Here is a 13,509-nt window from a genome sequence, read left to right on the forward strand (position 1 = left end):
GCACTCACACTCACCGCTGGATTCGCAAGCGATTGCGAAACGCGGTGTTTTAGCAATACAGACAACTGAAATGATTGGGATGCGACAGCGCATTTCTCTCGATTTTTGAAAATCTGCGGCGCCACGATCAATAGAAGTTCATGTGTTTCCGCGTGCGGAAACGAATAACAAAGAACAAGGACAAGACGAATGAACGGCCAGAATATCCGTATCCGCCTCAAGGCGTTCGATCACCGGATCCTCGATGCCTCTACCCGTGAAATCGTGTCGACCGCAAAGCGCACCGGCGCCAGCGTTCGCGGCCCGGTTCCGCTCCCCACCCGCATCGAAAAGTTTACCGTCAACCGCTCTCCTCACGTTGATAAGAAGAGCCGTGAACAGTTCGAAATGCGGACGCACAAGCGTCTTCTCGATATCGTTGACCCCACCCCGCAGACTGTCGATGCTCTGATGAAGCTCGACCTCGCTGCTGGCGTTGACGTGGAAATCAAGCTCTAAGACCCGGCCCGATCCATCCAAGGTGAGGGCTGAAATAACAAGGAAGGTACGTGGAGTAATCCAACGACTTCCAAACCGGAGACCGGAAACATCGTGAGATGTCGAAGGGCACTCCTTAACAAAGGCCAGAGAGGGTTTTCCCTTCAAGGCTCGCAAGAGGATGAACCAATGCGTTCAGGTGTGATTGCACAGAAAGTGGGTATGACACGCGTCTATAACGACGCAGGTGAACATATCCCCGTAACAGTATTGCGACTGGATAACGTACAAGTCGTTGCCCAGCGCACGGAAGACAAGAATGGCTACACCGCAGTTCAGCTCGGTGCCGGCCAGTCCAAGGTCAAGAACACGACGAAGGCGCTTCGCGGTCATTTTGCCGCTGCCAATGTCGAACCGAAAGCCAAGCTCGTCGAGTTCCGGGTTTCCCCCGAGAACCTGATCGACATCGGTGCAACACTGACCGCAAATCATTTTCAGTCCGGCCAGCTGGTCGACGTCACTGGAACCACGATCGGTAAAGGTTTTGCCGGTGCTATGAAGCGTCACAACTTCGGTGGTGGCCGCGCTTCGCACGGTAACTCCGTATCGCACCGTGCACACGGTTCGACCGGTAACAACCAGGATCCGGGCCGCGTCTGGAAGGGCAAGCGCATGGCTGGTCATATGGGCCAGACGCGCGTTACGACCCAGAACCTCGAAGTCGTTTCGACCGATGAAGACCGTGGCCTCATCCTCGTGAAGGGTGCAGTTCCCGGCTCGAAGGGTTCCTGGATCATCGTCCGCGACGCCGTCAAGTCGGCTGCGAAGTAAGGGAGCCTTATCATGGAATTGAACGTCAAGACCCTCGAGGGAAAAGACGCCGGCAAGGTTTCTCTGTCGGATGAGATCTTCGGCCTCGACCCCCGCCAGGACATCCTGGCCCGCATGGTTCGCTGGCAGCTTGCAAAGAAGCAGCAGGGAACCCACAAGTCCAAGAACCGGTCGGAAGTTTCCCGCACCGGCGCGAAGATGTACAAGCAGAAGGGTACGGGCCGCGCTCGTCACCATTCGGCTCGCGCACCGCAGTTCCGCGGCGGCGGCAAGGCCCACGGCCCGGTCGTTCGCAGCCATGCACACGACCTTCCGAAGAAGGTTCGCGCGCTCGCTCTGCGTCACGCCCTGTCTGCAAAGCTGAAGGCTGAAGAACTGATCATCGTCGATCAGCTCGTCGCGTCCGAAGCAAAGACCAAGGCTCTGCTGGGCAGCTTCGCTTCGCTTGGCCTGACCAACGCTCTCGTTATCGGCGGCGCCGAACTTGATGGCAACTTCAAGCTCGCTGCACAGAACATCCCGAACGTGGACGTTCTGCCGGTTCAGGGCATCAATGTTTACGACATCCTGCGCCGTGGCAAGCTGGTGCTTTCCAAGGCTGCTGTAGAGGCTCTGGAGGAGCGGTTCAAATGACGGATCTTCGCCACTACGATGTGATCGTATCTCCTTCGATCACGGAAAAGTCGACGCTGGTATCCGAACAGAACCAGGTCGTATTCAACGTCGCCAAGAACGCTTCCAAGCCTGAAATCAAGGCTGCCGTGGAAGCTCTCTTCGGCGTCAAAGTCACGGCTGTGAACACGCTTATCCGCAAGGGTAAGACCCGTCGTTTCCGTGGATTCGCCGGTAAGCTGAAGGACGTCAAGAAAGCCGTCGTCACGCTCGCCGAAGGTCAATCCATCGACGTGTCCACCGGACTCTAAAGGTTAGGCCCAAGCGGGCAAAGACCCAAAAGGGAACAAGAAAATGGCATTGAAAAGTTTCAATCCGACCACGCCGAGCCAGCGCCAGCTGGTTATCGTGGACCGCGCTTCGCTCTACAAGGGCAAGCCGGTAAAGGCTCTCACCCAGGGCCTCAGCTCCAAGGGTGGCCGTAACAACCAGGGCCGGATCACCGTCCGTTTCCAGGGCGGCGGTCACAAGCGGACCTACCGTCTGGTTGACTTCAAGCGTCGCAAGTTCGACGTAGAAGGCACCGTTGAGCGTCTGGAATACGACCCCAACCGCACCGCGTTCATCGCGCTGGTTACGTATACCGACGGCGAACAGGCTTACATTCTCGCGCCACAGCGTCTCGCTGCCGGTGACAAGGTGATCGCCTCCGACAAGGCAGTGGACGTGAAGCCCGGCAACACCATGCCGCTTCAGTACATTCCGGTCGGTTCGATCATCCACAACGTCGAGATGAAGCCGGGCAAGGGCGGTCAGATCGCTCGCTCCGCCGGTACGTATGTCCAGCTCGTCGGCCGCGATGCCGGCATGGCCATCCTGCGTCTCAACTCGGGCGAACAGCGTCTGGTGCACGGCTCCTGCCTCGCATCGATCGGCGCTGTTTCGAACTCGGACCACGCCAACATCAACGACGGCAAGGCCGGTCGTTCCCGTTGGCGCGGCAAGCGTCCGCACGTTCGCGGCGTCGTCATGAACCCGGTCGACCACCCGCACGGTGGTGGTGAAGGTCGCACGTCGGGTGGTCGCCACCCGGTTACTCCGTGGGGCAAGCCCACGAAGGGCAAGCGCACCCGTTCGAACAAGTCGACCGACAAGTTCATCATGCGCTCGCGCCATCAGCGTAAGAAGTAAGAGAGGTAGTCACTAATGGCTCGTTCAGTATGGAAAGGTCCGTTTGTTGACGGCTATCTTCTCACCAAGGCTGAGAAGGTGCGCGAGAGCGGACGTAACGAAGTAATCAAGATCTGGAGCCGTCGCTCCACGATCCTGCCGCAGTTCGTTGGTCTGACCTTCGGCGTCTACAACGGCAGCAAGCATGTGCCCGTCTCCGTCAACGAAGACATGGTCGGACACAAGTTCGGTGAATTCTCTCCGACCCGTACCTATTACGGTCACGGCGCGGACAAGAAGGCAAAGAGGAAGTAATCATGGCGAAGGCTAAGACCGAACGCCGGCTGAAGGACAACGAGGCTCAGGCCGTTGCCCGTACGCTCCGCGTCAGCCCCCAGAAACTGAACCTGGTTGCCGCTCTTATCCGTGGCAAGAAGGTTGATCGCGCTCTCGCCGAGCTCGAATTCTCCCGCAAGCGCATTGCAGGCACCGTCAAGAAGACGCTGGAATCTGCAATTGCCAATGCGGAAAACAACCACGACCTCGACGTCGACGCTCTCGTCGTTGCCGAGGCCTATGTTGGCAAGTCCATCACCATGAAGCGTTTCCACGCTCGTGGCCGTGGTCGTGCTTCCCGCATCGAAAAGCCGTTCGCTCACCTCACGATCGTTGTTCGTGAAGTCGAGGAAAAAGGGGAGGCCGCATAATGGGTCAGAAAATCAATCCGATCGGCTTCCGCCTCGGCATCAACCGTACCTGGGATAGCCGCTGGTACGCTGACACCGCAGAATACGGCAAGCTGCTGCATGAAGACCTGAAGATCCGGGCTTACCTGATCAAGGAACTCAAGCAGGCCGGTATCGCCAAGGTCGTCATCGAGCGTCCGCACAAGAAGTGCCGCGTCACGATCCACTCGGCTCGTCCGGGTCTGATCATCGGCAAGAAGGGTGCAGACATCGAGAAGCTTCGCAAGAAGCTTTCCGAGATGACCAACTCCGAAACGCACCTCAACATCGTTGAAGTGCGCAAGCCGGAAATCGACGCGACGCTGGTTGCCCAGTCGATCGCTCAGCAGCTCGAGCGCCGCGTGGCTTTCCGCCGTGCGATGAAGCGTGCTGTTCAGTCCGCAATGCGTCTTGGCGCCGAAGGCATCAAGATCACCTGCGGCGGCCGTCTCGGCGGTGCTGAAATCGCTCGTACCGAATGGTACCGCGAAGGTCGCGTTCCGCTGCACACGCTGCGTGCGGACATCGACTACGGCACGGCTGAAGCTGAAACCGCATTCGGCATCTGCGGCATCAAGGTCTGGATCTTCAAGGGCGAAATCCTTGAGCATGATCCGATGGCCTCTGAGCGTCGCGGTCTCGAAGGCGACGCACAGGGCCCTGCAAGCCGTGAGCGTGGCGATCGTCCCGATCGTCGTCGCGAAAACGCTTGATTGACGCTGGCGAAAGATAAGCTCGGAGAAGTAAGAAAATGTTGCAGCCAAAGCGTACTAAGTACCGTAAGCAGTTCAAGGGACGCATCAAGGGCGTCGCCAAGGGCGGCTTTGACCTGGCATTCGGTGAATTCGGCTTGAAGTCGCAGGAACCGAACCGCGTGAATGCACGCGAGATCGAAGCGGCCCGCCGCGCGATCACGCGTTACATGAAGCGCGCAGGTCGCGTGTGGATCCGCGTATTCCCCGACGTTCCGGTTACGGCTAAGCCGACCGAAGTTCGTATGGGTAAGGGCAAGGGTTCGGTCGATTACTGGGCATGCAAGGTCAAGCCCGGTCGTATGATGTTCGAGATCGACGGTGTGTCCGAGGAGATCGCCCGTGAGGCGCTTCGTCTCGGCGCTGCCAAGCTCTCGGTCAAGACGCGCTTCGTACAGCGCATCGCAGAGTAAGGAGCAAGGCACATGAAAGCCGATGAAGTTCGCGGCCTCAGCGCCGACCAGCTCAAGGACAAGCTCGCCGATCTGAAGAAGGAGCAGTTCAACCTGCGCTTCCAGAAGGCAACTGGTCAGCTGGAGAAGTCCTCGCGCATCAACGAAGTCCGCAAGGATATCGCCCGCGTTAAAACCATTGCCCGCCAGAAGGCGGCAGAAGCCAAGGCCTAAGGAAGAATAATATGCCGAAACGCATTCTGCAGGGCGTCGTAGTGTCCGACAAGAACGAGAAGACTGTCGTAGTCCGGGTTGAGCGCCGATTCGCTCACCCGCTGCTTCAGAAGACCGTTCGTCGTTCGAAGAAGTACAAGGCACACGACGAAAACAATCAGTATAAGGTCGGCGATGTCGTTTCCATCGAGGAATGCGCACCGATCTCCAAGGACAAGCGCTGGACGGTCGTTTCCGCCCAGGCTTAATTTCATCAGAATCGCGCCAGGTGTCTTGCACTTGGCGCGAATTCCTGTATGAAGCACCGCAAGGACGCTCGTGAATCGAGCGTCTTTTGCTTTGATGCGCACGGAAGGTCCTTCGGGAAACCACCCTGTCACGACATTTCCGCGCAAAAAAAGAGATATTCATAAGCTGGGGCAGGGGGCTTACTCGGGAGAGTTTGCCCAACCGTTCCGGTAACAACAAGAAGGCGACCTGACATGATTCAGATGCAAACAAACCTCGACGTGGCGGATAATTCCGGCGCACGTCGTGTCATGTGCATCAAGGTGCTGGGCGGCTCGAAGCGCAAATATGCTTCTGTTGGCGACATTATTGTCGTTTCCATCAAGGAAGCTATTCCGCGCGGCCGCGTCAAGAAGGGCGACGTGATGAAGGCGGTTGTCGTGCGCACCGCCAAAGACATCCGCCGCGCTGACGGCAGCGTCATCCGTTTCGATAACAACGCAGCCGTTCTTATCGACAACAAGAAAGAGCCCATCGGCACCCGTATCTTCGGACCGGTTCCGCGCGAACTTCGCGCCAAGAACCACATGAAGATCATCTCGCTGGCTCCGGAAGTACTGTAAGGAGCGAATGCGATGCAGAAGATTCGTAAAGGCGACAAGGTTGTCGTATTGACCGGTAAGGACAAGGGCCGTACCGGCGAAGTAATCCAGGTTTTGCCGAAGGAAGATCGGGCCGTTGTGCGTGGCGTCAACATGGTGAAGCGTCACCAGCGCCAGACCCAGGCCCAGGAAGCCGGCATCATCAACAAGGAAGCATCCTTGCACATCTCCAACATCGCCATCGTCGACAAGGATGGCAAGCCGACCCGCGTTGGCTTCTCGGTTGTGGATGGCAAGAAGGTCCGCGTGGCCAAGCGTTCGGGAGAAGTGATCGATGGCTGATAAGTACGAGCCGCGTCTCAAGACGGAATACGTTTCCCGTATCCGTGGCGCCATGCAGGAGAAGTTCTCCTACGCCAACGTGATGATGATCCCGAAGCTTGAAAAGATCGTGATCAACATGGGTGTTGGCGAGGCAACCGCCGACTCCAAGAAGCCCACCATCGCTGCCGGTGACCTGGCTGCGATCGCCGGCCAGAAGCCGGTCGTTACCCGCGCTCGCAACTCGATCGCAGGTTTCAAGGTTCGCGAAGGCATGCCGATCGGTGCGAAGGTTACCCTTCGTGGCGCCCGCATGTACGAATTCCTTGATCGTCTGGTCAACATCGCGCTTCCGCGCGTTCGCGACTTCCGGGGCCTGAACCCGAAGAGCTTTGACGGCCGTGGCAACTTCGCCATGGGCATCAAGGAACACATTGTGTTCCCTGAGATCAACTACGATAAGGTTGATCAGATGTGGGGCATGGACATCATCGTTTGCACGACGGCGACGTCGGACGACGAAGCTCGGGCTCTGCTGACAGAGTTCAACTTCCCGTTCCGTCACTAACCGTAACGACGAGCGTAGAAAAGGAACTCCGATATGGCGAAAACAAGCGCAGTTGAAAAGAACAAGCGCCGCCGCAAGTCGGTCGCCCAGCAGGCCGCCAAGCGCGCCGCACTGAAGGCGATCGTGATGAACCAGTCCCTTCCGATCGAAGACCGGTTCAAGGCCACTCTGAAGCTCGCTTCGCTGCCGCGTGACGGCTCGAAGACGCGTATCCGCAACCGCTGCGAAGTAACGGGCCGTCCGCGCGCGTTCTATCGCAAGCTCAAGATGTCGCGTATCGCGCTTCGTGAGCTGGGCAATTCCGGCAAGGTGCCGGGCATTGTCAAGTCGAGCTGGTAAGGAGACGGGCACATGACCATGACTGATCCTTTGGGTGATATGCTCACCCGCATCCGCAATGGTGCTGCTCGCCGCAAGTCTTCGGTAAGCACGCCGGCTTCCAGCCTCCGCGCACGCGTTCTCGACGTGCTGCAGGCTGAAGGCTACATTCGCGGTTATTCCAAGGTCGATTTCGAAAACGGCAAGTCCGAATTCACGATCGAGCTGAAGTACTACGAAGGCGCGTCCGTGATCCGTGAGATCGGCCGCGTTTCCAAGCCGGGCCGCCGGGTTTATGTCTCGGTAAAGTCCATTCCGCAGGTCGCGAACGGCCTCGGCATCACCATCCTTTCGACCCCGAAGGGCGTGATGGCCGATCACCAGGCTCGCGAACAGAACGTTGGTGGCGAGGTTCTTTGCTCGGTCTTCTAAGACTGGGCAAGGATCTCCATAACGAACAGACAGGATTGAATAATGTCTCGTATCGGTAAAAAGCCCGTTCCGGTTCCAGCAGGTGTGACGGCCAATGTCGACGGCCAGAAGGTTACTGCTAAGGGCCCGAAGGGTGAACTGTTTTTCGTCGCTAACGACGACATTCAGCTGAAACTCGAAGATAACGGCGTTTCCGTAACGCCGGCTAACGGCACCAAGGAAGCTCGTTCGAAGTGGGGCATGTCCCGCACGATGATCGAGAACATCTTCAAGGGTGTTAAGGACGGCTATGAGCGCAAGCTCGAAATCAACGGCGTCGGTTACCGTGCCGCCATGCAGGGCAAGAACCTGCAGCTGGCTCTCGGCTTCTCCCACGACGTTGTTTACGAGCCGCCGGTCGGCATCACCATTGCCGTTCCGAAGCCCACGGAAATCATCGTTTCCGGCATCAACAAGCAGCAGGTTGGCCAGGTAGCCGCGGAAATCCGCGAATACCGCGGTCCCGAGCCCTACAAGGGCAAGGGCGTGAAGTACGCTGAAGAGCGTATTGTCCGCAAAGAAGGCAAGAAGAAGTAAGGATCACGCGAAATGGCTAGCAGGAAAGAAGCACTTGCACGTCGCGCGAGCCGCGTGCGCCGCCAGATCAAGGCGGTTGCCAACGGCCGCCCGCGCCTGTCGGTTCATCGCTCGTCGAAGAACATCTACGCCCAGATCATCGATGACGTTGCTGGCAAGACGCTTGCGTCTGCCTCCACGCTCGAAGCCGATCTGCGCGGCTCGCTCAAGACCGGCGCCGACGTTGCAGCAGCAACTGTTGTCGGCAAGCTGGTTGCCGAGCGTGGCGTCAAGGCTGGCGTCAAGGATGTCGTATTCGACCGTGGCGCGTTCATCTACCACGGCCGCATCAAGGCCCTGGCAGACGCTGCCCGCGAAGGCGGTCTGAACTTCTGATTTTTTTCCGCCCGGACAACGATCCGGGCGGAATTTCACCGGACCATGCGGATCTCTTCGTTGAGGCCGCTGGTCTTTTCGTTTGCCGTTCCACCCGTAAAAGAAAAAGGACAAGGACAATGGCACAGGAAAAAAGAGGTTCTCGCGACGATCGCCAGAACCGTGAAGAGCGCGATAGCGAATTCGTTGACAAGCTGGTCGCGATCAACCGCGTTGCAAAGGTTGTTAAGGGTGGCCGTCGCTTCGGCTTCGCTGCTCTCGTCGTCGTTGGCGACCAGAAGGGTCGCGTTGGTTTCGGTCACGGCAAGGCTCGTGAAGTTCCGGAAGCAATCCGCAAGGCAACCGAAAGCGCAAAGCGCGATCTGATCTTCGTTCCGCTGCGTGATGGCCGTACGCTTCATCACGACGTCAATGGCCGTCACGGCGCAGGCAAGGTTCTGCTGCGTTCGGCCAAGGCCGGTACCGGTATCATCGCCGGTGGTCCGATGCGCGCCGTTTTCGAAACGCTCGGCGTTCACGACGTTGTTGCGAAGTCGACCGGTTCGTCGAACCCGTACAACATGGTTCGCGCTACGTTCGACGCTCTGAAGCATCAGGTTCATCCGAAGGACATCGCTGCACAGCGCGGTCTGAAGTATGCGACCCTTCAGGCTCGCCGTGCCGCTTCCGGCAACGCTTCTGAAGAATAAGGAGCTGGATCATGGCCAAGAAGACTACTGAAGCCAAGAAGACTGTTACGGTCGAACAGATCGGCAGCCCCATTCGCCGCCCGGCAATCCAGCGTCAGACGCTGGTCGGTCTGGGTCTCAACAAGATGCATCGTCAGCGCACCCTGGAAGACACTCCGGCGGTTCGCGGCATGATCCGCGCGGTCCAGCATCTCGTTCGCGTCGTTGACGAGAAGTGAGACGGAGTAACCTATCATGAAACTCAATGAAATCAGAGACAACGAAGGCGCCTCCAAGGACCGTATCCGCGTAGGTCGCGGTATCGGTTCCGGCAAGGGCAAGACCGGTGGTCGCGGTGTGAAGGGTCAGAAGGCTCGTTCGGGCGTCGCCATCAACGGCTTCGAAGGCGGTCAGATGCCAATCTACCGTCGCCTGCCGAAGCGCGGTTTCAACAACATCTTCGCTTCCGAATATGTTGTCGTATCGCTCGGCCGCATTCAGACCGCCATCGACGCCAAGAAGCTTGACGCTTCCGCAACGATCGATGCCGCTGCTCTCAAGGCTGCCGGCGTTATCCGCCGCGCCAAGGACGGCGTACGCATTCTCGCCGACGGCGAGCTGAAGGCCAAGGTCGCTTTCGAAGTTGCCGGCGCTTCCAAGCCCGCAATCGAAAAGATCGAAAAGGCTGGCGGTTCGATCAAGCTTCTCGCAGTTGCAGCAGAAGCCGCCGAGTAATATATAGACTTCAGACGCCCGGGGCTCGTCGCTCCGGGCGTTTGCGCTCCCTGGCCTATGGTGCTTTCGATCTAAATCGATTTATAGAGCATCAGGGCAATCTCTTCGCGGTGTGCTTCCACGGCCCCGCTTGCGGCAGAAAGTGCTGCAGGGAGAGCCTCACAGTTCTTGAACTTCCGTAGGGGAGGGGATAGGACATAAAAAACAGGGTGAGGCATGATGGCGGCTGAGAGCCGCATTTGTCCGAAGCCCGGTTTTGACCAGTATCTTTTAGACCTTTCCGCATCGGCCGGTTGCGCTGGCTGGCAAGGGTCATTCGGAGAAATTTATGGCTTCAGCAGCGGAACAACTGGCTTCGAACCTGAATTTTTCGACCTTCGCTAAGGCGGAGGATCTGAAAAAGCGTCTCTGGTTTACTCTTGCCGCACTTCTCGTCTACCGTCTCGGCACCCACATTCCGCTTCCGGGCCTGAACCCCGAAGCCTATGCGCAGGCCTTCCGTGGCCAGGCCAACGGTATTCTCGGTCTTTTCAACATGTTTGCGGGTGGCGCCGTCGAGCGCATGGCGATCTTCGCGCTCGGCATCATGCCTTACATCTCCGCTTCGATCATCGTGCAGCTCATGACTTCGGTCGTGCCCTCGCTCGAAGCGTTGAAGAAGGAAGGCGAAGCCGGCCGCAAGATCATCAACCAGTATACGCGCTACGGCACGGTGCTGCTCGGCACGCTGCAGGCCTATGGCATTGCGGTCGGCCTCGAAAGCGGCAACGGCCTCGTGGTCGATCCGGGTTGGTTCTTCCGCATTTCCACCGTCATCACGCTGCTCGGCGGCACGATGTTCCTGATGTGGCTGGGTGAGCAGATCACCTCGCGCGGTATCGGCAACGGTATTTCGCTGATCATCTTCGCGGGCATCGCCGCAGGCCTGCCCAAGGCGCTGGCCGGCACGCTGGAACTCGGCCGTACCGGCGCGCTTTCCACCCCGCTCATCCTGACGGTCGTTGTGGTCGCCATCGGCGTCATCGCGCTCATCGTCTTCGTGGAGCGTGCTCAGCGCCGCCTGTTGATCCAATATCCGAAGCGACAGGTCGGCAATCGCATGTTCCAGGGCGATACCTCGCATCTGCCGCTGAAGCTCAACACGGCCGGCGTCATTCCCGCGATTTTCGCATCGTCGCTGCTGCTGCTGCCGGCAACGGCTGCGGGTTTTGCCGGCAACACCAACCTGCCGGGCTGGGCAACCTCGATCATCGCGTCGCTGCAGCACGGACAGCCGCTGTTCATGGCGCTCTACGGCCTGCTGATCGCGTTCTTCGCGTTTTTCTATACGGCGATCGTCTTCAATCCGAAGGACACCGCAGATAACCTCAAGAAGCATGGTGGCTTCATTCCGGGCATCCGTCCGGGCGAGCGCACCGCGGAGTACATCGATTACGTCCTGACCCGCATCACCGTGGTCGGCGCGATTTATCTTGTCTTCGTCTGTATCCTTCCTGAGACACTTATCGCACGCACGGGCATTCCATTAGCCCTTGGTGGTACTTCGCTTTTGATCGTTGTCAGTGTAACTCTGGACACGGTTGCGCAAATTCAGGGCCACCTGATCGCGCAGCAGTATGAAGGGCTGATCAAGAAGTCGAAGTTGCGTGGAGGAAAGAGGGGACGATGAGACTGATATTTTTGGGTCCGCCGGGTGCGGGCAAGGGAACCCAGGCCAAGCGGCTGACGGACAAGTACGGGATCCCGCAGCTTTCCACCGGTGACATGCTTCGCGCTGCGGTCAGCGCGGGTACCGAAATCGGCAAACGCGCCAAAGCCGTCATGGATGCCGGCGGGCTTGTTTCCGACGATATCGTCAATCAGATCGTTTCCGAACGCATCGAAGCACCGGACTGTGCCAAGGGCTTTATTCTCGACGGCTATCCGCGCACCGTTCCGCAGGCCAAGGCGCTTGCCGAGAACATGCGCAAGAAGAATCTGGTCCTTGATGCCGTCATCGAACTCAAGGTGGACGAAGAGGCGTTGATTCGCCGAATCGAAAATCGCGTGGCTGAAACCATTGCCGCCGGCGGTGCGGTTCGTTCGGATGACAATCCGGAAGCGTTCCGCAAGCGCCTGACGGAATATCGCGAGAAGACCGCGCCGCTGTCCGCCTATTACAGCGAACAGGGCGAGCTCGTGACGCTGGATGGCATGGCTGACGTCGATGCCGTCACCGAGGCTATCGAGCGCGTTCTCGAGAAAGCCTCCGCCTGATTGACAGAGCGGATGGGCGAGGCTGTTGCGCTCTTGCCCATATCTCGCTTGCGCATGGCGGCTGATCCTTTGGATCGTAAAAGAATCTTGGCGGAGCCGGTTGCTTTTTTGCGCTGATTCCGTTAAACACCGCGCCAACTCGCGACATCCCAAGCGACTGGCGCGGATTTCCCTAAGGGAGGGGAGATCCGGGTTCGGTCGTTTTGACTTGTCACGGACACCAATTTGAACTGGCGGTCTTGTCGGCCGCTCGAATGGAATCACCACTTGCCGGATGGCAACTGGAACCAAGGAGAAGAGACGTGGCACGTATCGCTGGCGTCAACATCCCGACCGCGAAGCGCGTTGTTATTGCGCTGACCTACATTCACGGGATCGGTCCGAAATTCGCGCAGGAAATCATGGACAAGGTCGGTCTTCCGGCTGAGAAGCGCGTTCATCAGCTGACGGATGCTGAAGTTCTTCAGATCCGCGAAGCCATCGACCGCGACTATCAGGTCGAAGGCGACCTGCGTCGTGAGACCTCGATGAACATCAAGCGTCTGATGGACCTCGGTTGCTACCGCGGCCTGCGTCACCGTCGTGGCCTTCCGGTCCGCGGTCAGCGCACGCACACCAACGCCCGCACCCGCAAGGGTCCGGCGAAGGCTATCGCTGGTAAGAAGAAGTAATTTTCCGGTTCTCCGGAAAGGGGAGGCTGGTGCAGTCCGCGCCAGCCTTTCTGAGTTTGGCGTGAAGCTCCGATGGGGCTGGTCGCCGGTGTAGCCGCTGGTGTTACGGCGGTGAAGAGATCAATGAAAGGTATAAAATGGCCAAGGAAGCCGCACGTATTCGCCGTCGCGAACGTAAGAACATCACGTCGGGCGTCGCGCACGTCAACTCGACCTTCAACAACACGATGATCACCATCACCGACGCACAGGGCAACGCCATTGCCTGGTCGTCCGCTGGTGCCAAGGGCTTCAAGGGTTCGCGCAAGTCGACCCCGTTCGCTGCCCAGATCGCTGCTGAAGATTGCGCGAAGAAGGCTCAGGAACACGGCATGAAGTCGCTTGAAGTTGAAGTTTGCGGTCCGGGTTCCGGCCGTGAATCGGCACTTCGTGCCCTGCAGGCTGCCGGTTTCATGATCACCTCCATTCGCGACGTGACGCCGATCCCGCACAACGGTTGCCGTCCGCGCAAGAAGCGCCGCGTCTGACGCGACCGTGGTTCGGAAATTCCGCCTTTCCTCAGGTCT

General features: G+C 58.5%; 25 protein-coding genes. All 25 read left to right on the forward strand.

Translation table 11 applies throughout. The features are described from left to right. Positions 1 to 189 precede the first annotated feature (189 nt). Positions 190 to 498 carry a 30S ribosomal protein S10 gene (gene rpsJ, locus ACQZ5G_RS00095; protein WP_003507767.1) on the forward strand — a complete coding sequence of 103 codons (309 nt, stop codon included), beginning with the start codon at positions 190 to 192 and terminating at the stop codon, positions 496 to 498. A 168-nt stretch (positions 499 to 666) separates the two neighbouring features. Continuing rightward, positions 667 to 1,308 carry a 50S ribosomal protein L3 gene (rplC, locus tag ACQZ5G_RS00100; RefSeq protein ID WP_003507769.1) on the forward strand — a complete coding sequence of 214 codons (642 nt, stop codon included), beginning with the start codon at positions 667 to 669 and terminating at the stop codon, positions 1,306 to 1,308. 12 nt (positions 1,309 to 1,320) lie between these two features. Continuing rightward, positions 1,321 to 1,941: a 50S ribosomal protein L4 gene (gene rplD, locus ACQZ5G_RS00105; RefSeq protein WP_003495173.1), complete on the forward strand. Its 621-nt coding sequence runs from the start codon at positions 1,321 to 1,323 to the stop codon at positions 1,939 to 1,941. Beyond that, positions 1,938 to 2,231: a 50S ribosomal protein L23 gene (locus tag ACQZ5G_RS00110; RefSeq protein ID WP_003521003.1), complete on the forward strand. Its 294-nt coding sequence runs from the start codon at positions 1,938 to 1,940 to the stop codon at positions 2,229 to 2,231. The genes rplD and ACQZ5G_RS00110 overlap by 4 nt, the downstream gene beginning before the upstream one ends. Positions 2,232 to 2,274: 43 nt before the next feature. Further along, positions 2,275 to 3,111: a 50S ribosomal protein L2 gene (rplB, locus tag ACQZ5G_RS00115; protein WP_003521004.1), complete on the forward strand. Its 837-nt coding sequence runs from the start codon at positions 2,275 to 2,277 to the stop codon at positions 3,109 to 3,111. 15 nt (positions 3,112 to 3,126) lie between these two features. Next, positions 3,127 to 3,405 (forward strand): 30S ribosomal protein S19, encoded by a 279-nt coding sequence (gene rpsS, locus ACQZ5G_RS00120; protein WP_003507772.1) that lies wholly within the window; start codon positions 3,127 to 3,129, stop codon positions 3,403 to 3,405. 2 nt (positions 3,406 to 3,407) lie between these two features. Continuing rightward, on the forward strand, positions 3,408 to 3,797 hold the full coding sequence (gene rplV / locus ACQZ5G_RS00125) for a 50S ribosomal protein L22 (RefSeq protein WP_003521005.1): 390 nt from the start codon (positions 3,408 to 3,410) through the stop codon (positions 3,795 to 3,797). Continuing rightward, on the forward strand, positions 3,797 to 4,528 hold the full coding sequence (gene rpsC / locus ACQZ5G_RS00130) for a 30S ribosomal protein S3 (RefSeq protein ID WP_003495188.1): 732 nt from the start codon (positions 3,797 to 3,799) through the stop codon (positions 4,526 to 4,528). Before rplV ends, rpsC begins: the two co-directional genes overlap by 1 nt. A gap of 38 nt (positions 4,529 to 4,566) precedes the next feature. Further along, on the forward strand, positions 4,567 to 4,980 hold the full coding sequence (rplP, locus tag ACQZ5G_RS00135; RefSeq protein WP_003495190.1) for a 50S ribosomal protein L16: 414 nt from the start codon (positions 4,567 to 4,569) through the stop codon (positions 4,978 to 4,980). 12 nt (positions 4,981 to 4,992) lie between these two features. Next, entirely contained in the window at positions 4,993 to 5,193 is a 201-nt protein-coding gene (gene rpmC, locus ACQZ5G_RS00140; protein ID WP_003495193.1) for a 50S ribosomal protein L29, read from the forward strand. Between the two features lie 11 nt (positions 5,194 to 5,204). Next, entirely contained in the window at positions 5,205 to 5,441 is a 237-nt protein-coding gene (gene rpsQ / locus ACQZ5G_RS00145) for a 30S ribosomal protein S17 (RefSeq protein WP_003495195.1), read from the forward strand. Between the two features lie 234 nt (positions 5,442 to 5,675). Further along, a complete protein-coding gene (gene rplN, locus ACQZ5G_RS00150) occupies positions 5,676 to 6,044 on the forward strand; it encodes a 50S ribosomal protein L14 (RefSeq protein WP_003495199.1) in 369 nt (122 codons plus the stop codon). A 12-nt stretch (positions 6,045 to 6,056) separates the two neighbouring features. Next, positions 6,057 to 6,365, forward strand: a complete 309-nt coding sequence (gene rplX / locus ACQZ5G_RS00155; protein ID WP_003521006.1) for a 50S ribosomal protein L24 — start codon at positions 6,057 to 6,059, stop codon at positions 6,363 to 6,365. Continuing rightward, complete coding sequence (gene rplE, locus ACQZ5G_RS00160; RefSeq protein WP_003495201.1) at positions 6,358 to 6,912, forward strand: 50S ribosomal protein L5; 555 nt, start codon at positions 6,358 to 6,360, stop codon at positions 6,910 to 6,912. Before rplX ends, rplE begins: the two co-directional genes overlap by 8 nt. Positions 6,913 to 6,945: 33 nt before the next feature. Next, the gene (rpsN, locus tag ACQZ5G_RS00165; RefSeq protein ID WP_003507785.1) at positions 6,946 to 7,251 is read left to right on the forward strand and encodes a 30S ribosomal protein S14; all 306 of its coding nucleotides are present in this window, start codon (positions 6,946 to 6,948) and stop codon (positions 7,249 to 7,251) included. 12 nt (positions 7,252 to 7,263) lie between these two features. Beyond that, the gene (rpsH, locus tag ACQZ5G_RS00170) at positions 7,264 to 7,662 is read left to right on the forward strand and encodes a 30S ribosomal protein S8 (RefSeq protein ID WP_003521007.1); all 399 of its coding nucleotides are present in this window, start codon (positions 7,264 to 7,266) and stop codon (positions 7,660 to 7,662) included. Between the two features lie 42 nt (positions 7,663 to 7,704). Continuing rightward, positions 7,705 to 8,238 (forward strand): 50S ribosomal protein L6, encoded by a 534-nt coding sequence (rplF, locus tag ACQZ5G_RS00175; protein WP_003495204.1) that lies wholly within the window; start codon positions 7,705 to 7,707, stop codon positions 8,236 to 8,238. 12 nt (positions 8,239 to 8,250) lie between these two features. Then, positions 8,251 to 8,613: a 50S ribosomal protein L18 gene (gene rplR, locus ACQZ5G_RS00180; RefSeq protein WP_003521008.1), complete on the forward strand. Its 363-nt coding sequence runs from the start codon at positions 8,251 to 8,253 to the stop codon at positions 8,611 to 8,613. Between the two features lie 119 nt (positions 8,614 to 8,732). Then, positions 8,733 to 9,302, forward strand: coding sequence for a 30S ribosomal protein S5 (gene rpsE, locus ACQZ5G_RS00185; protein ID WP_003495208.1), 570 nt, complete (start codon positions 8,733 to 8,735; stop codon positions 9,300 to 9,302). 11 nt (positions 9,303 to 9,313) lie between these two features. After that, positions 9,314 to 9,520: a 50S ribosomal protein L30 gene (gene rpmD, locus ACQZ5G_RS00190; protein ID WP_003495212.1), complete on the forward strand. Its 207-nt coding sequence runs from the start codon at positions 9,314 to 9,316 to the stop codon at positions 9,518 to 9,520. 16 nt (positions 9,521 to 9,536) lie between these two features. Further along, the gene (gene rplO, locus ACQZ5G_RS00195) at positions 9,537 to 10,016 is read left to right on the forward strand and encodes a 50S ribosomal protein L15 (protein WP_003521009.1); all 480 of its coding nucleotides are present in this window, start codon (positions 9,537 to 9,539) and stop codon (positions 10,014 to 10,016) included. Positions 10,017 to 10,344: 328 nt separating this feature from the next. Next, on the forward strand, positions 10,345 to 11,685 hold the full coding sequence (secY, locus tag ACQZ5G_RS00200) for a preprotein translocase subunit SecY (protein ID WP_003521010.1): 1,341 nt from the start codon (positions 10,345 to 10,347) through the stop codon (positions 11,683 to 11,685). After that, complete coding sequence (locus tag ACQZ5G_RS00205; RefSeq protein WP_448736647.1) at positions 11,682 to 12,272, forward strand: adenylate kinase; 591 nt, start codon at positions 11,682 to 11,684, stop codon at positions 12,270 to 12,272. The genes secY and ACQZ5G_RS00205 overlap by 4 nt, the downstream gene beginning before the upstream one ends. A gap of 302 nt (positions 12,273 to 12,574) precedes the next feature. Next, positions 12,575 to 12,943, forward strand: coding sequence for a 30S ribosomal protein S13 (rpsM, locus tag ACQZ5G_RS00210; protein WP_035263425.1), 369 nt, complete (start codon positions 12,575 to 12,577; stop codon positions 12,941 to 12,943). A gap of 137 nt (positions 12,944 to 13,080) precedes the next feature. Beyond that, positions 13,081 to 13,470, forward strand: coding sequence for a 30S ribosomal protein S11 (rpsK, locus tag ACQZ5G_RS00215; RefSeq protein ID WP_003521013.1), 390 nt, complete (start codon positions 13,081 to 13,083; stop codon positions 13,468 to 13,470). The last annotated feature ends 39 nt before the right edge of the window (positions 13,471 to 13,509 follow it).

The sequence above is a fragment of the Agrobacterium sp. 22-214-1 genome (genome assembly GCF_053522465.1).

Coding starts and splice junctions, on each gene's coding strand:
- rpsJ (WP_003507767.1), top strand. CDS start 190: ATGAACGGCCAGAATATCCGTATCCGCCTCAAGGCGTTCGATCACCGG.
- rplC (WP_003507769.1), top strand. CDS start 667: ATGCGTTCAGGTGTGATTGCACAGAAAGTGGGTATGACACGCGTCTAT.
- rplD (WP_003495173.1), top strand. CDS start 1,321: ATGGAATTGAACGTCAAGACCCTCGAGGGAAAAGACGCCGGCAAGGTT.
- ACQZ5G_RS00110 (WP_003521003.1), top strand. CDS start 1,938: ATGACGGATCTTCGCCACTACGATGTGATCGTATCTCCTTCGATCACG.
- rplB (WP_003521004.1), top strand. CDS start 2,275: ATGGCATTGAAAAGTTTCAATCCGACCACGCCGAGCCAGCGCCAGCTG.
- rpsS (WP_003507772.1), top strand. CDS start 3,127: ATGGCTCGTTCAGTATGGAAAGGTCCGTTTGTTGACGGCTATCTTCTC.
- rplV (WP_003521005.1), top strand. CDS start 3,408: ATGGCGAAGGCTAAGACCGAACGCCGGCTGAAGGACAACGAGGCTCAG.
- rpsC (WP_003495188.1), top strand. CDS start 3,797: ATGGGTCAGAAAATCAATCCGATCGGCTTCCGCCTCGGCATCAACCGT.
- rplP (WP_003495190.1), top strand. CDS start 4,567: ATGTTGCAGCCAAAGCGTACTAAGTACCGTAAGCAGTTCAAGGGACGC.
- rpmC (WP_003495193.1), top strand. CDS start 4,993: ATGAAAGCCGATGAAGTTCGCGGCCTCAGCGCCGACCAGCTCAAGGAC.
- rpsQ (WP_003495195.1), top strand. CDS start 5,205: ATGCCGAAACGCATTCTGCAGGGCGTCGTAGTGTCCGACAAGAACGAG.
- rplN (WP_003495199.1), top strand. CDS start 5,676: ATGATTCAGATGCAAACAAACCTCGACGTGGCGGATAATTCCGGCGCA.
- rplX (WP_003521006.1), top strand. CDS start 6,057: ATGCAGAAGATTCGTAAAGGCGACAAGGTTGTCGTATTGACCGGTAAG.
- rplE (WP_003495201.1), top strand. CDS start 6,358: ATGGCTGATAAGTACGAGCCGCGTCTCAAGACGGAATACGTTTCCCGT.
- rpsN (WP_003507785.1), top strand. CDS start 6,946: ATGGCGAAAACAAGCGCAGTTGAAAAGAACAAGCGCCGCCGCAAGTCG.
- rpsH (WP_003521007.1), top strand. CDS start 7,264: ATGACCATGACTGATCCTTTGGGTGATATGCTCACCCGCATCCGCAAT.
- rplF (WP_003495204.1), top strand. CDS start 7,705: ATGTCTCGTATCGGTAAAAAGCCCGTTCCGGTTCCAGCAGGTGTGACG.
- rplR (WP_003521008.1), top strand. CDS start 8,251: ATGGCTAGCAGGAAAGAAGCACTTGCACGTCGCGCGAGCCGCGTGCGC.
- rpsE (WP_003495208.1), top strand. CDS start 8,733: ATGGCACAGGAAAAAAGAGGTTCTCGCGACGATCGCCAGAACCGTGAA.
- rpmD (WP_003495212.1), top strand. CDS start 9,314: ATGGCCAAGAAGACTACTGAAGCCAAGAAGACTGTTACGGTCGAACAG.
- rplO (WP_003521009.1), top strand. CDS start 9,537: ATGAAACTCAATGAAATCAGAGACAACGAAGGCGCCTCCAAGGACCGT.
- secY (WP_003521010.1), top strand. CDS start 10,345: ATGGCTTCAGCAGCGGAACAACTGGCTTCGAACCTGAATTTTTCGACC.
- ACQZ5G_RS00205 (WP_448736647.1), top strand. CDS start 11,682: ATGAGACTGATATTTTTGGGTCCGCCGGGTGCGGGCAAGGGAACCCAG.
- rpsK (WP_003521013.1), top strand. CDS start 13,081: ATGGCCAAGGAAGCCGCACGTATTCGCCGTCGCGAACGTAAGAACATC.